Below are 14771 nucleotides of genomic sequence, written 5' to 3'. Positions count from 1 at the left end.
TCACCACACAGTCTTTGCGTCGAGAGCTTTGTTCACCAGGCGGTCGGCAATTTTATTTTGCTCTCTTGGAATGTGTACGAAGGAAACCCTTACAATACTCTGGGAGAGTAGTTTTTTGATCTCTTCCATATACTCAGCTATATGAGACTGTTTGACTTTGTAACGTCCATTGATCTGCTCTACGACCAGTTGGCTGTCGAGACGGCAGACGACCTCGTTCTCTTTGCTGTTGTTCTCAACAAACCATTTACTTTTGGTCAGTATTTCCAAGGCTTTGATAATGGCGCGGTATTCAGCTGTGTTATTCGTACCCTCACCAATGTATTCATCATGACGATGAAACTCTTGCCCCTTCTCATCAAAAAAAACAATTCCAATTCCGCAAGGACCTGGATTTCCTCTAGAACCACCGTCTGTATTGATGAATATCTTTTCTGACATATTAATAACTCCGCATTACTACCATAGACCGAATGGACGCGATTGCACGCTGAACCGAAGGCAAATCGTCGTATCCCCTCGTCCTGGCGGTCACAAGAAAGGTAACATAGGAGTGTCTCGGGTGCAAGTCTTCCTTGCCCGGCGCGAATCCACCAAAATGCGCCGCCATTTCAACGCCCGTACCGTCAGATTCTTCTTTTCCACTATAAACGTCATCTTCGCTCATCGATCCGACTTCAGAATTTATATTCAAGTCTGCACTAACTTTTTTGAAGTATAACTTGTGTTGGTTGTTATCCCTGAAAGCAATAACATGGGCTCGAGCAATCCCGTCCTCTTTGACGAACGTGATCAAGACGTTGCCAGTAAGATTCGAGTGATCAGGCAGAGCGAATCCCGGCGTAGTGATATCAGCAGTCGTCCTGTATTGCGGATCGCAATAAGTCTGATTGCAGTTAAAGATTGCCAAGCTCGTAGAATACGATACGCTTTTTAAGCCAGCTGAATTGACATATTCAACGGTACCCGAGCCGTTGGCCGATCTAATTTCATTGCTAATAAAGTCAGCTGCTTTTCTCGTCTCCGCCGATACATTTCGAAGCGCCTTGATCTTGGCCTGATAGCCAGAGCTCTCAGCCACAATCCCACTCGTCATAACCATGAGCAATGAGAAAATCGACGTCGCGATCAGTATCTCAATAAGAGTAAAAGCCGGTCTAATTTTATTTTTAATTTTCATTAATTTGATAATTAATTGATCATTGATAATTGATAATTGAACCTTGATCATTTCTAGTATTTGGGTAGCCAATCAGTAAGTAATTCACTCACGCTAACCTGCTTGCCATCTCCGTATGTTACATGTGCAGTGGCTTTCAGCGCATTGTCGTCGTTCGCTATTGAATCACCAAGGCCGCCAGCAGATTCAATCTTAATGTATCGATAAAATGTGTCTGGGTTGTCAATCTCGATCTGGACGGATTCCTGAGCGACCGTATCACCGACATTACCAGGACAGGTTATCGCTGTCAGGCCAAAGCTTTTGATAATTTCCTTAAATTCAATTTTATAACAACTTGGGTTGGTCAAATCTACTTCGACAAGAGTATTGCCACTCCATTGCAAAGCTTTCCAACCCGCACCGGAGTTGCTGCTCCAATTGTTGTCTCGAATCCCCCTAACGGCTTCAATACCCTCCTGAGCCAGAAACAAAGCCGAGGCGCGCAGGTGAATATCCTGATTTCCTTTGAGCGAAGATTTGGTAGCCATGGTGAGTGCGATCAAGACCATCAAAATCATTGCCGATGCAACCATTACCTCTATCAATCCAAATGCTAATTTTGTTGATTTGTTAAACATCAATTGACCACCGAAATCTCGGTTTTAACTTTAAACGGGCCAGTTTCGGCTGTAAAATCTGCCTGCTTTGACACTCGTGAATCCATAATCGAAAACGTCACGGGGTTGCTGCCAATCACACAGCTTTTTTCTAGATTAGTCGGGCAAACGATATAACTCTCACCGAGGCCAAAAGTTCCTGCCTGGAACTCTTCGCCCGCCGAAAGTGTCACCGTTTTTATAACGTTGTCATTTATACATAACCCTGAGACAGCATCAACTTCGATACAATTCGAAAGATTCAACTTCGTCGAATCATCCACGTCGACACTGACCTGATATTGAACTGTCGACAAACTGTCGGGATTACGAGACATCAGATAAGTCTGATTGATCAGGCTATTGACCTCATCCACCTTGTCTTTGAAATTTATTGAGTTGTTGAAACCACTAAAAGAAGGGATCCCTACCGTCAAAAGTAGGCCCATAATACCCATAGCCACCAGGAGCTCGATTAAGGTGTAGGCTTTTCTGATCACTCCCTCTCCGATTATTAAAACAAGCCGAAATACCAGTCTACTACTATTTTACCATAAGTAATGACCAAAAACGAAGACAGGATAAGGAACGGCGCAAAGGGCAAAGAGGTCTTTAGCCCCTTCTTATCCACTTTCCCGCGAGTCGCAAAGAGGTAAATCAATCCGAGAATAGAGCCAGAGAAAAATGAGAAAAACATCGCCAGCAAGGCACCAGGGAAACCGGCCAGAAGTCCAAGGATAAGCCCAATCTTGATATCCCCCGCTCCCATCCACTTCTCTTTGGACGTATAGACAAGTAGTGCTAAGAATCCTCCAGCAAGCAAGGCGCCCTCGAGCATTGGTATCGCTGGTTGGCCTTTGATGAAATAAAATGTGCCAAGAGACAAGATCAGAGCCGCCCAGACAAAGGCCTCAGGCACTGTCTGCGTCCGAAGATCATAGACAAAGACTACGGTGAGCAGTGAGAAGATTAGCGCATAGAGGAAGAATAGCGGTGTGAAACTGAAAAATAGGAATAGAATCAGAAATACCGATCCGACACCAAGCTCTACCAGCGGATATTGCCATGAAATCTTCTTGCCACAATTGCGGCATTTCCCCCAAAGCAGGACGAAGGAGACAAAAGGGATCAGATCGTACCAGGCGATGGTCTTGCGACAATCGGGACAATGAGACCTAGAATTGATGATTGTCTTGAGCTCATCCATACGCAAAATGACTACGTTGAGAAACGAGCCAATTGCGAGACCTATTACGAATATCAGGATAGAATTATATAACATGTTCTCCTCTGCTTAATATATCAATATTGTACTCGATGCAGAGGAATGATGCAAAATTTAATAGGATGGGGTCGCCGCGTCAGTATCGGTCAATATCTTGATGCTGCATGCTTTCCCAGTCTTACAGAAGTAGAACTTATCTCCGGTAGCTAACGTAGGAGAGTCAGTGCCCTTAAAAGTATCTGCGGCCATAGCATAAATTACATAGGCCGTGCCGGTAGCGTTAGTCTTCATAAAATAATAATGATATTTATCAGTAGCTACATTCGAGGCTGGGTTAGAGGGTGGGCTAGCTATAAGATTGACCGTTGAACCCTCCTCACGAAATGAATTGACTCCCACTGATATTCGAGGCGCTGTATTGCCTGATTTGATGGGCAAACTTAAATCATCAGTTTTTAGACCGATCGAGCTTCCGGTAAAAGCCGCCGAACCCAAAAGAATAATTTCTGCAGCACTCGAGAGTTGCTCTACATCGTTTTGGATGCGGGCATTTCGCGCTTTGACCTGAGATGTAGAAAGATTGACGACCAACACGGTCGCAAGGATACCTATAATACTGACCACCACCAATAGTTCGATCAAAGTAAAACCCTTTTTCATCCATCTCCTTTTATTTTTGATTCTCTTAACTTGGCAGGAGCTTCCCGCCAAGCGTAAGAAAAACTATTTAGCCACAATTGGCTCTGCAGTAACTTTCTCATAAATCTTACCAGTGTAGTAAGACAAGAACGAACCAGCAGTTACTACGCTCTCGCCGTAGACGATATACTTAGTGGGCGCAGTTGTTGAATCTGTAATTAATTCGATGCTTTTACCAGTTACTGGGTGTGTTGGCAGAACGGTAATCAATCTTACGTTGTCGACCCTCAATGAATTCGTCATAGTAGCTGTAAGAACCGAACCAGCGTCTATAGCAGTACTGGCAAACTCTACCGGAAGTTTCGCATTGTCAATTCGATAGATCTCTGCAGCATTTGCGACCTGCTCAAGATCGTTCTGAAGCTTGGCGTCTCTCGCTTTGTTCTGTGAAGTACTTAAATTTACTACCACAACAGTCGCCAAGATACCGATGATGGCAACGACGACCAAGAGCTCGATCAGTGTAAAACCTTTTAGTTTTCTCATTTTTCCCTCCATTATTTTTTGCTTATTTATACTTATTGAATTCCCCCGAAAGAGTTAGCCCGGATCGACCAAGACGAGGCAATGTCTCTTGGGAAATTCACATATATTAACTAATATTATACTAGACAAATTCTGGTGCTACAAGGGCTTTTGTCTACCCGCCCACCGAGGTATTGATCTGATAAATCGGTACGTAAATGGCGAAAACCATGAAGGCGACAGCGATACCGACAAGCACAAGAATTGCAGGCTCGACAAGCGAGCTAATCGTCTTGACTGACTCATTGGTTGCTTCTTCATAATAATCAGCCACCTTGTTCAAGACTTTGTCCAGCTCCCCTGTCTCCTCACCGACTGCTACCATATTGCCGATCAACTGTGGAAAAACTGGCTCTTTCAGCAACTGGACAGAAAAAGGGACACCCTTCTCCACCTGGCTAGCCACATTGGTCAAAGCTGATTCATATATCGGATTATCCATTACTGCACTACCAATTTTCAGTGCATCGAGCAACGGGACACCAGAACTTATCAACATGGACATGATCCGAGTGAAACGATACATGTGCATGCTTTCCATCACGGTCTTGAGGCCAGGTATGGACATCTGTAGTTTGGAAAAAAATCGACTGCCCTTTGGCGATCCGCCCCAGACCTTGATGAGGAGAATAAGGCCGACAATGAGAAGAGCGACGAGCCACCACCATTTTTGCATAAAGTCAGAGGCATAGAGAAGCATCCTGGTGATGATTGGAAGCTCTTTGCCTGCGCTATCAAACATAGTTTTGAGCTTGGGGATCACGACTGTGAGCATGAAAAAACCGGCCACGATCACCATAGCGAAGATAAAACCTGGATAAGCCAAGGCGCCCTTCACTTTTGAATTGAAGGAGCTATCGCGTTCGAGCTGATTGGCGAGTTCATTGAGCACTGAATCGAGCTTGCCAGTAGATTCGCCTGAGCCAACAACACTGACGAAGACGCGGTCAAAGGCTTCTGGATGCTTGGAAAGAGCGATTGAAAAGCTGTATCCCTGCTCCAAATCCTTGTAGATATCGAGAAATATATTCTTGATTGTTTCATTCTTGGCCTGTTTGATCAGGATGCTAATCGCCTTGGACAGAGGAAGACCTGCCGCAAGCATGGTAGAAAGCTGTCTGGAGATGATCGCGCGATCTTTGACCGATACTTTGTTGAATAGAAGCTTGAAAAGACCCTCTTGTTTGCCAGATACGATATCCACAGGTATCAAATTGTTCTTTATCAAAACCGCTTCCGCCTCTGGATGGTTTGGAGCGATCACTGTTCCGGTGACAACCTCACCTTTGTTATTCCTAGCCTTGTAGAGAAACTTCGGCATGACCCTTTCGGTTTTAGACTTTCAACTTAATCTTTTGAACTTTATACTTTCAACTTTCTACTTTTTGTTAGTATACCATCATTTTAAACGCTTTTTGATCAATTGCAAAGTTCAATGCGTCCTCGAGTGTAATCTCGCCCTTCGAGACCAATTCAGCCAATACTTTGTCCAGACTGATCATGCCTTCTGCGGCAGAAGTTTGGATAATATTTGGAATTTGGAAGTTCTTGCCGTCTCGGATCAAGCTTTTGACAGCTGTGTTGGCAACCATGATCTCCGCCGCCATCACCCGACCGCCATTTATGCGTGGGATTAGACGTTGCGAGACGACACCGAGCAAAACTGAGGCTAATTGACTCGAAATTTGTTGCTGTAGGTGCGGCGGGAATACATTGACGATCCTATCAGCTGTCTGTGCGGCAGAGTTGGTGTGCAAGGTGGTCAGGACCAAATGGCCTGTCTCGGCCAAAGTCATGGCCGCCTCGATCGTCTCCAGATCTCGCATTTCGCCGATCAGGACAACATCTGGGTCTTCGCGCAATGCAGACTTAAGCGCCCTTGCAAACGAATTAGTATCCGTCCCAACTTCTCTCTGCGAAATCAGAGATTGCTTATGTTCAAAGACATACTCTATTGGATCTTCAATCGTGACGATGTGTTTTCTTTTTTCCAGATTGATTTTGTTGACCATCGCTGCCAAAGTTGTCGACTTGCCCGAACCAGTAGGCCCGGTAATCACGACAAAGCCTTGGCTGTGCTCTGTAAATTTCTCCAAAATTGGAGGAAGGCCAAGCTCCTTGAAACCTCGGATTTCCTTCGGTATCGAGCGGAGAGAGGCAGATACTGAGCCTTTCTGGAAGTATACATTTACACGAAAACGCATATTTTTGTAGCCAAAGGAGAAGTCGAGCTCTCTCTTCTGGCGGAGAGTCAACAATAGATCTTTGGGCACGAAAGATGTGATCAAAGTTTGGGCCACAGCATCGGAAATTATAGGCGCATCAGGGATAGCGGCAAGCCGTCCGTCTACTCGGATCATCGCAGGTACGCCAACAGAAAAATGAACATCCGAAGCGTTCTGTGCAATCGCAAAATCCAAGTACTTAGTTATCGAGCTTCCGTCACCCATGCCCCTCCCAGGACTTTTATTATGTTATGTTTATTTTAATGTAAATAAGGAGCCAAAGCAAGGAAATTAACTGTTGATCACTGCCTGGAAAACTTCGTCTATCGTTGTCTGACCCTCAAAGGCCTTGAGTATTCCATCCTGTTTCATCGTAATCATGCCCTCTTTGATTGAAACCTCCTTGATCTCATTGGCCGGCCTCTTGGTCACCGCCAACTCCTCGATGCTAGGAGTTATCGACATAACTTCGAAAATTCCTATGCGGCCCTTGTAACCGTGATTACAATCAGAGCAGCCTTTGCCATAAAAAACCTTCGGATCTGCCGGTATACGAGCAAAATCTTTCTGATTGCTTTGCGGAATTTTGGCAACTTCGGCTTTTAGCTCATCCATCAATTTTGGTGGAATTTTCATCTCTTCCTTGCACTTGGGACAAATACGGCGAACAAGACGCTGGGCGACCACTAGATTGATGGAGGAAGTGATCAGAAATGGCTCTACACCCATGTTGATCAGTCTAGGCAATGCTCCGGCGGTGTCGTTGGTATGAAGAGTAGAGAGAACCAAATGACCAGTGAGAGCGGCGTGGGTAGCCATCGAGGCGGTCTCAGCATCACGAATTTCACCAACCATAATAATATTTGGGTCTTGACGCAAGATACTTCGGAGACCCGAAGCGAAAGTAAAGCCGATTTCTGGCTTGACCTGGCACTGATTGATGCCAGGGATCTCATATTCAACTGGATCTTCAAGTGTCACAATATTCACTCCAGGAACGGATAAACGGCTAAGTATTGCATATAATGTAGTGGACTTTCCTGACCCCGTAGGGCCGGTTACCAGGATAATGCCATAGGGTTTTTTCATCGCATCGATCGTTTTCTCCGAAGCACTGCCAGTCACGCCCAAATCCTCAAGCGAAAGCATGCTTTTGCTCTTGTCCAGAACTCTCATCACGATCTTCTCGCCATGAACTGTCGGCAAAGTCGAGACACGGACATCAACTTCATGATCCATGAATTTCACGTCAAATCGACCGTCCTGTGGTACTCTAGTCTCATCAATTTTGAGACGCGACATAATCTTGATACGGCTAACGAAAGGCGGCTGCATTTTGGGCGGCATCTTGAGGACATCAGTCAAAATTCCATCAATTCTACAGCGAATCCGCATATCTTTGACATTTGGTTCGACATGGATATCACTACTTCGCTGGTTCAAGGCAAAGTCGATGACCGCCGCAACAATTTTGGGGATAAACCCTTCCTTAGCGATCGATTCAAGCTGAGCCAAAGTCTTAACTTCCTCCCGAATCAGAGCTCCGATATCGTTGGAATCAAGGCTGCTTTTCTCCGCACCTTCAGCTTCAGAATTGTCGGCAGCTACTTTTTGCTTCTTCGCTTCAGCAGTGACTGTAAATTCGCCGCCTGCGCCCTCGGGGGCTTTGATCTCGTTGGAGGGGGCAATTTGTTCAGCGGTAGCGTCAGCCTTTTTTGCCTGATCGGTTTCCGAAGTATTATTCTGTGTAGTTGTAGTATCTGAGGAAGGTGTAGCGCTGACAGCAGTCATTTCGGCGATCGCATCCCTGCCAACCTTCGGTTTCTCGGCGGGATCAGGCCTAGAAACTAGATCTGCGTTTGGTATTTCGTCAACTGTCAACTTCGGATCGTTTGAGCCCAGGAAATTATCCAGCATCGAGGCGAGCGAATCCTTATCCTTTATCTTCGGATTTGAGGATATTGCCGCTGTTTTTGTTTCGGCTTCTTTAGAGTTATCCGCAGTCTTAGCAGGCTGAGCTTTCTTGTCGAGGAGCCCAATAATATAGTCAATATCCTCTCTCGAAGTAGCAAATCTCTCAACCTTAATATTGTTTTCCTTCTCAATAAACTCCAGAATGCGAATTACAACTGGAGAATCTGGCTGCTCGCAGGCGACCAGGAAGTAATTGTTGGCATTTTGGCCAAAAACTGCGATTCTGTATTTCTGGATAAATTCGAGCGGGATTTTGGTCAAAAACTTCTGTGAAATATTTTGATTGCGTAAGAAAACTACCGGCAGGCTCCCCTTCTTGATCAAAAGTTGGTTGGCCTTGCCCTGGTACTGTTTCAAGCATTCGTTGAAATCGCTTTGTCCCGTAATATAGAGCTCGATTTTCAAGTCCCTATCGGCGAAAAGCTGGATTAGGCCTGTCTGGTAGTTAACCAACAAGTCAGCTGGTAAATACATAGCCAGTCGGAGAATCCCTTCGGTGATCCCGAAAGGAATAATGCCGTATTTCCGGACCAGTTTCTCTGGCACTGCCTTGCGTAATTCTTCACTAATTTCGACGTTTTTGAGCTCGATATATGGCAATTTGAAGATAATGCTGTAGGCCTTGTTGATCGTATCCCTGGAGACGATTCTGTTTCTAAGCAAGAAATCCTCAACCTCACGATTGGTCTTGAGTTTCGCTTTGAGCTTATCGGCATCCTCCGGATCGAGAATATTTTGTAAAACAAAAACATCCAGAATAGACTGGGTGGCTAATATATCCTCCGTCACGGGATAATAATTTTGGTAGGCTGCCTTCTTGTCCATCTATTTTATTGGAAAGGATTAGTTTTTCCGACAGAATCGCTGGTTGGGCCAGAGACTGGCATCCCGGATAGATTGTCTCGGCCAGTCAAGAGTTTCTCGGCCTTTGCTTCTGTCTGAACGACATCAACATTGGCAGTGCTAGAAGCAACCACGTTCGCGTTTCGTGAGGTATACCAAAGTGAGCCAAATCCCAAAAGGACGAGCAGGACAAATGCGATACTGCCCCAGAGAACTAAATTGTTTGTTTTGTCAGTATTCATCATCCCTCACTTATTTAGTTGCTGTAGACGCGCTCTTGTAAATTTCTGCCTGGATCGAGAGCGTCAATCCGCTAGTCGAGCTTGATACGACCATGCTTTTGATATTAAATATCTTGAGATCATTTTCTAAAGTCTCGACGAAAGCCTTCATATTGTCGGCAGATCCAGAAATCATGAAGGAAACTGTTACCGGAGTAATCAGTCCATTCCCTACACTGGCGAGACTCTTTGACTTCGAAGCAGAAGTGGCGACATCGCTGATCTGAACGCTTGGAATGATTGCTCCGTAGCGAGCCGCTAGTCTCTCAAGCTCAGCAATAATATTGGGCGAATCTTTGTCATCAGCTACCGCCACCTTGGCGTCAGCCAATGTTGATTTGGATTTGTCTAGTAATGTCTTTGTCTTCTCGAGAGCCGTTAGATTGGACTGAGCCGAGATTGTCTCGTCATCATATTTTTTGATATCAGAATATTTCGATGAAAGCTGTGCGAAAGTATAAAAATAGCTGACGGCGAGAAACAAAAGGATCAAAACGATTGGAAGGACAAATTTCATCAAATTTTTGCTGTTCATTGTGCTCCTTCCACTGTGCTAGGAATCGTCGGGATAGCGGCAGTGATAGTGACTGGAACACTGCCAGTATTGTTGTTGGCGGCCGAGATAGCGATAGACCCTAATTCGATATTGTTCATAACCGCTATATCCTTCGATTTCCAAGCCTCAAAAGTCATAACCTGGTCAGCGGCACCACGGTAGCTGTCAGTTTTGCCAGTCATGGCAAACTTGCCCTCATTCGTCAGAGAAATACTGGTGACCGTGACGTTGGAGTTGATCCGTTGGAAAATCTGAGGCATGAAATCAGCCATAGGATATCTCCTGTCGAGAGCAGCTTCGATTTGAGCTATTTTTGCCTGAATCTCGGTTGCCTCCGCTCTAATCTGTCTGTAATTGGATGAATCAAGCTTGGCCACAGTCGTATCGCGTTCAACCTTCTTGTCTGCTACACGGCTCTTCATGCTGAAATTTTGATACATCAAAAATCCGCTCGCTAAAACAGAAATTGCGACCCCAACCCAGAGTATGATGATTGAGGGATTCGAGCCAGAATCCGACATGATCTTGAATTGACCATTGGAGTCGGCACGAGAGGGCTTCCCTGAGCCCTTGCCTAAAATATTTGATAAGTCCATCTGAACCCCTCCGTTAGAATGCTTAACTATATTATATATGAATTTAATTTATTTACAATAAATTAAATCAATTTCTAATTAATCTAATTGCTCCCCCAAAGGGGAGCCTTTGGCTTAATTGACCTAAATATTTTGAATTGAAATTTTTAGATTTCGGATTTGTTTAGAAATTAAAAATTAGTAATTAGAAATTTTTTGGCACTTATGGTTTGTTCCCCACCTCATTTGACTTTGGCACTATCAGAGTCCGGAATCCAGGGGGCACTTTGCCATCTAGATTGTAGTCAAAGAAGAAGCTTACATTGGTTGGGTCGCTGAAATTCTTAGCCACGAAAGATCCAGTCATTTCTGAATTAGGACCAATCGTCATTGTTTCTTTGCAAAAGAGCATCGCATTAATCGATCCACCGCCACCATAAGAACAGTCTCCATTGCTAGATACGCCGCCATTGGCGATGAAACCGATTTTGTCTAACATCTTGTTATCCATAGACTGGATATTAATATTCGCACCAATTTTAATGTCCCCGTTTACAATAATTGTACCAACTCCCTGGAATTGAATCGTCCTAGCACTGGAAGCCGTCAAATCTAGATCTCCGTCGACAACCCAAGTCTTCCCTTCTGGATAGCCAGAGCATGAGGTGGCCGCGTCATAAGAATCAGTTAGATTCTCGCCGCACAGATTCCAAAGGTTATTGCCGTTTAGAGCAGTCGAACCAATCGAAACAGCTGACTCTGCCATATTTTGCAATTTGTCATCGAACTTTCCAAATTGATAATTGTTGCTTGTCCCGTCCCAAGCCATCTGTGAATTTGGATTCAGAGTGTAATTTTGCATTTCCCAGGTCGCGCCAGTGCTATGGATGTCCCCACCACTCCCTACAGTGTTCTTGCCCCAGTAGTCGAAAAGACTAGAGCTAAGTCCAAAGGTATCACCCATTATTGTATTGGTGCCGAGGAAAAGCGCCGGTAGCTCATGCCTTGTGATCGGTCCTTGGCCATCACCGACATCGACGTAAGTGCGGCTCGTCATTAATTTGCCCGCGTTACCGACTGAATCAGCGCCAATCAAGCCTTTGCCGAGGACAAAACAAATCGGGTTGGATATAGCGAGGCAGCTATCGGCCGCATTGCTCAGCTTCAAATTGCCGATATTAAAGCCATAGCTCAAAGTTGCATCTTCGTTGTAAACCGCATAATTGCCCGTCATTCCGCCATAAGAGACGCTGTTGGGGCTGGTCACAGTAGTTTGGCCCACCATCATCTCGGGCAATCTGCCAGCGTCAGCAAAAGCCTTGTCCAAGGCGAACAAAGACAAGACAAGGATCAAAATAAATTCGTAAATATGCTTTCTCATTCAGTTGGATTAGATTTCTGTTCTATTGAACTTTGCACTGGTAAGACAATCTCTTGCTTTGAGAAGCTGGTGTAAATGTCCATGTGATCAGTGAAGCAGTTTTGCTAGTGTATCCTTGATCGGTCGGGCCGTCGATAATATCACCACCACAAATGGCATATGAAGTTGATCCGCCAGGCGTCGTCAGTAGATCGTCCGTTACCGTAACAGACTGACCCGTCGGCAAATTGGTCAGGTCAAGTGTAACCAAAATCTTATCGTTCTTCCGCAAAGCGTAAGGATTAAAATTATTTATCGGTGACGCACCTGGTCGTTCGATCGCCGTAAGTGTCTTCTTGATCGTAACCCCGTTTCGAGTAACTAATTCAAAGACAATCGCTCCGCCGCCGCCATACCCGCCCAAGTTGGTGGTATTAGAATCATTAAGATTGCCACCACCAGCTAAAATATTGATGTTGCCTGTTATGGATGGAGCGAGAACCAGGGTTGGAGCGCTCTGGACAAGACCGTTTGGAGCAATGGCAGAGCCATTCGCACCATTATCTGCATTAATATTTGGGCTGGTATCAAAATCGAATTCTGTAGCATTTAGTATAATCGAACCACCAGATCCTGAACCGCCGATAGCGGAAGCATCACAAGATAAAGTGCAATGATTGGAACCCTTTAGCCCTTTGGCTAGTACCTGCGCAGTGCCATGGAAAATAATTTTTCCGGCGGTACTAACGAGACGGACACGTCCACCACCGGCACCGCCGCTAGCAAAACGGAAATTTGGCTCTCCAGCGAAAACCGAGCTTGTAACAGTCATATTACTTACTCCGCCGCCGCCAGAGCCAAGGCCAAACGTACCGGTCGAATAGAGCGATGCAGACCAAGACGTCGAACCATCGCTATAACTATTCGTTCCGGTTACCCCGCCGCCGGCCCCGGCATAGCTACCGCCGCCGCCGACAAGATCATTATTGACTAAGTTATTGGTATAACCGGCAGGAAGCGTCCATTCTCCGTAGGCTGCGGCCTTGCCACCACCAGGTCCCATACCATTTGTTGGGTGTGAATAAACGTAAAGTACATCAGCCGTTCCGGCAGCTCCACCTGCATATCCCTTACCCGTTACATCAATCACACCGCCACTTTCGAGTGTGATATCTCCGCTTGTCTCTATGTCAACAGCCGCCAACTTCTTGAAAACTGCTTGGTCAGAATAATCGCTAGATCCAAGGTGTGTTAATACCCCTTTGTTCTTAATGGTCAGGCTCGAAAAATGACGTTTGGAACTCGCCAATGAAGTATCCGAGAGATCTGCGTACACCTTTGCTGTTGTCGTATTTGTTAAATAATCGGTCGGCAAATCTTGGTTCAAACCATCAACCACCACATCCCGATTTTCACAATCAGCGGGTATGGGTTTGTTGACACCCGACTGGAGCAAACATGTAGACGCAAAGCTAGAAGTGGTAATGGAAACATAACCGCCTCCGCCAGTTCCGCCGCTATTAGTAGCCTCGGTACCGTCCAATGCATCACCGCCGTAGGCATGTACTGCGTATAAATAAGCATAATTACTGAGCCCCGCAGTAATTTGACCAACGGTGCCTTTGGATCCACTTGTCAATTGGCCAGCCTTAACATTGCCAGAAGGATCAACACCACTTTGGGTACTTGCCAAATATTTCGAAACAGTTATCGAGATATAGCCGCCGCCGCCAGCGCCGCCGCCAGCGACCTTCTTGTTGTTTTGATTACGATCTTGTTGAGCAACACTACTAGTACCATTTGCAGAGATGAAGGAACTCCCAGATAGCTCAATAGTGTCTGCATTGATTTTGATCCTGCCACCGCCGCTTCCGCCAAACGATTCAGCGGAACCACCCGTTCTATGAGCAAAGGCGTAGCCGCCGCCAGAACCATATTGATATTGTGGCAAAAGAAAACTTGGGTAGGGTGAGGGACCTGTTATACCGGTCGCGCCCCCAGAGTCGGAAGTGTCGTAAGCTCCATTGCCCCCCCAGCCCGCATTTGATCCGCCAGCGCCAAAAGTATCATATTCTAGTGTAAACTCACCAGCAAAATGTCCGCCGCCGCCGCCAGGACCGTCGCCGTTAACATCATCTCTTACCCCCCCCGCGTAGCCTTTGCCATCCACATTTATCTTGCCGCCTGACTCGAGTAGTAGCCTGCCAGAAACATTAAGATTGACCATTTTGGTACTAGAGTTGTCAGCAATTATAGTTTCGTTTTGAGCAAGAGCGTCGTGAGTCACTGTGCCGCTATTTTTCACAGTTAAATTCGTAAAGTTATGCGGGCCGCCATAAGTGATCAAAGTACCGCCGTCGACAGTCACATCTTTGAATGTTCTGCCCCCCCGTATCGTAAGCGTAGCTCCAGCCGGGACCGATACATTATAACCATCGCAATAAGGGTCATTCCAAACTAGCTCCCAAGCGCCTTCGACTGTGCATATCTCAGAAATGAGATAAATCCCGTTAGCCCGTGTCAAACGAGGATTGTTGCTGATCAGAATTCCACCCAGCGCTACCACCAGTACCAGACACGCCAAAACAGTCAGGATACGAAACCTGAATCTTAATTTCAGAGCTTTTATGATGGTGATTTTCCCCAAAATTTCCCTCCGCCTATATACAAGAATAATGACAAAAAGTGCC

General features: G+C 45.7%; 15 protein-coding genes. All 15 read right to left on the bottom strand.

What is annotated here, in order from left to right; genetic code table 11:
• Window positions 1-441: a ribonuclease HI family protein gene (locus tag WC227_02525; GenBank protein MFA6963565.1), complete on the bottom strand. Its 441-nt coding sequence runs from the start codon at window positions 439-441 to the stop codon at window positions 1-3.
• 1 nt (window position 442) lies between these two features.
• Window positions 443-1231, bottom strand: coding sequence for a type II secretion system protein (locus WC227_02520; protein MFA6963564.1), 789 nt, complete (start codon window positions 1229-1231; stop codon window positions 443-445).
• A gap of 2 nt (window positions 1232-1233) precedes the next feature.
• A complete protein-coding gene (locus WC227_02515; GenBank protein ID MFA6963563.1) occupies window positions 1234-1755 on the bottom strand; it encodes a hypothetical protein in 522 nt (173 codons plus the stop codon).
• A 44-nt stretch (window positions 1756-1799) separates the two neighbouring features.
• On the bottom strand, window positions 1800-2318 hold the full coding sequence (locus WC227_02510; protein MFA6963562.1) for a type II secretion system protein: 519 nt from the start codon (window positions 2316-2318) through the stop codon (window positions 1800-1802).
• A 14-nt stretch (window positions 2319-2332) separates the two neighbouring features.
• Window positions 2333-3100, bottom strand: a complete 768-nt coding sequence (locus WC227_02505) for a prepilin peptidase (protein ID MFA6963561.1) — start codon at window positions 3098-3100, stop codon at window positions 2333-2335.
• 57 nt (window positions 3101-3157) lie between these two features.
• Complete coding sequence (locus WC227_02500) at window positions 3158-3703, bottom strand: type II secretion system protein (protein ID MFA6963560.1); 546 nt, start codon at window positions 3701-3703, stop codon at window positions 3158-3160.
• A gap of 63 nt (window positions 3704-3766) precedes the next feature.
• Window positions 3767-4228 carry a prepilin-type N-terminal cleavage/methylation domain-containing protein gene (locus tag WC227_02495; protein MFA6963559.1) on the bottom strand — a complete coding sequence of 154 codons (462 nt, stop codon included), beginning with the start codon at window positions 4226-4228 and terminating at the stop codon, window positions 3767-3769.
• A 154-nt stretch (window positions 4229-4382) separates the two neighbouring features.
• Window positions 4383-5588, bottom strand: a complete 1206-nt coding sequence (locus WC227_02490) for a type II secretion system F family protein (protein MFA6963558.1) — start codon at window positions 5586-5588, stop codon at window positions 4383-4385.
• Between the two features lie 67 nt (window positions 5589-5655).
• Entirely contained in the window at window positions 5656-6717 is a 1062-nt protein-coding gene (locus WC227_02485; GenBank protein ID MFA6963557.1) for a type IV pilus twitching motility protein PilT, read from the bottom strand.
• Window positions 6718-6783: 66 nt separating this feature from the next.
• The gene (locus WC227_02480) at window positions 6784-9291 is read right to left on the bottom strand and encodes an ATPase, T2SS/T4P/T4SS family (GenBank protein ID MFA6963556.1); all 2508 of its coding nucleotides are present in this window, start codon (window positions 9289-9291) and stop codon (window positions 6784-6786) included.
• A 5-nt stretch (window positions 9292-9296) separates the two neighbouring features.
• Complete coding sequence (locus WC227_02475; protein MFA6963555.1) at window positions 9297-9554, bottom strand: hypothetical protein; 258 nt, start codon at window positions 9552-9554, stop codon at window positions 9297-9299.
• A 7-nt stretch (window positions 9555-9561) separates the two neighbouring features.
• Window positions 9562-10125 carry a hypothetical protein gene (locus WC227_02470; GenBank protein ID MFA6963554.1) on the bottom strand — a complete coding sequence of 188 codons (564 nt, stop codon included), beginning with the start codon at window positions 10123-10125 and terminating at the stop codon, window positions 9562-9564.
• Window positions 10122-10742: a hypothetical protein gene (locus tag WC227_02465; protein ID MFA6963553.1), complete on the bottom strand. Its 621-nt coding sequence runs from the start codon at window positions 10740-10742 to the stop codon at window positions 10122-10124. The genes WC227_02470 and WC227_02465 overlap by 4 nt, the downstream gene beginning before the upstream one ends.
• Window positions 10743-10944: 202 nt before the next feature.
• Window positions 10945-12102, bottom strand: coding sequence for a hypothetical protein (locus tag WC227_02460; GenBank protein MFA6963552.1), 1158 nt, complete (start codon window positions 12100-12102; stop codon window positions 10945-10947).
• A 22-nt stretch (window positions 12103-12124) separates the two neighbouring features.
• Window positions 12125-14728, bottom strand: a complete 2604-nt coding sequence (locus WC227_02455) for a hypothetical protein (protein ID MFA6963551.1) — start codon at window positions 14726-14728, stop codon at window positions 12125-12127.
• Window positions 14729-14771 lie beyond the last annotated feature (43 nt).

The organism is Patescibacteria group bacterium (assembly GCA_041671645.1).
In the GTDB taxonomy this organism is placed as follows: domain Bacteria; phylum Patescibacteriota; class UBA1384; order XYA2-FULL-43-10; family 1-14-0-10-43-13; genus JBAZBD01.
The sequence above is the reverse complement of the archived record's forward strand: the minus strand, read 5'-3'. Positions and strand labels throughout refer to the sequence as shown.

Coding starts and splice junctions, on each gene's coding strand:
- WC227_02525 (MFA6963565.1), bottom strand. CDS start 441: ATGTCAGAAAAGATATTCATCAATACAGACGGTGGTTCTAGAGGAAAT.
- WC227_02470 (MFA6963554.1), bottom strand. CDS start 10,125: ATGAACAGCAAAAATTTGATGAAATTTGTCCTTCCAATCGTTTTGATC.
- WC227_02480 (MFA6963556.1), bottom strand. CDS start 9,291: ATGGACAAGAAGGCAGCCTACCAAAATTATTATCCCGTGACGGAGGAT.
- WC227_02500 (MFA6963560.1), bottom strand. CDS start 3,703: ATGAAAAAGGGTTTTACTTTGATCGAACTATTGGTGGTGGTCAGTATT.
- WC227_02485 (MFA6963557.1), bottom strand. CDS start 6,717: ATGGGTGACGGAAGCTCGATAACTAAGTACTTGGATTTTGCGATTGCA.
- WC227_02520 (MFA6963564.1), bottom strand. CDS start 1,231: ATGATCAAGGTTCAATTATCAATTATCAATGATCAATTAATTATCAAA.
- WC227_02465 (MFA6963553.1), bottom strand. CDS start 10,742: ATGGACTTATCAAATATTTTAGGCAAGGGCTCAGGGAAGCCCTCTCGT.
- WC227_02505 (MFA6963561.1), bottom strand. CDS start 3,100: ATGTTATATAATTCTATCCTGATATTCGTAATAGGTCTCGCAATTGGC.
- WC227_02475 (MFA6963555.1), bottom strand. CDS start 9,554: ATGATGAATACTGACAAAACAAACAATTTAGTTCTCTGGGGCAGTATC.
- WC227_02515 (MFA6963563.1), bottom strand. CDS start 1,755: ATGGTTGCATCGGCAATGATTTTGATGGTCTTGATCGCACTCACCATG.
- WC227_02460 (MFA6963552.1), bottom strand. CDS start 12,102: ATGAGAAAGCATATTTACGAATTTATTTTGATCCTTGTCTTGTCTTTG.
- WC227_02490 (MFA6963558.1), bottom strand. CDS start 5,588: ATGCCGAAGTTTCTCTACAAGGCTAGGAATAACAAAGGTGAGGTTGTC.
- WC227_02495 (MFA6963559.1), bottom strand. CDS start 4,228: ATGAGAAAACTAAAAGGTTTTACACTGATCGAGCTCTTGGTCGTCGTT.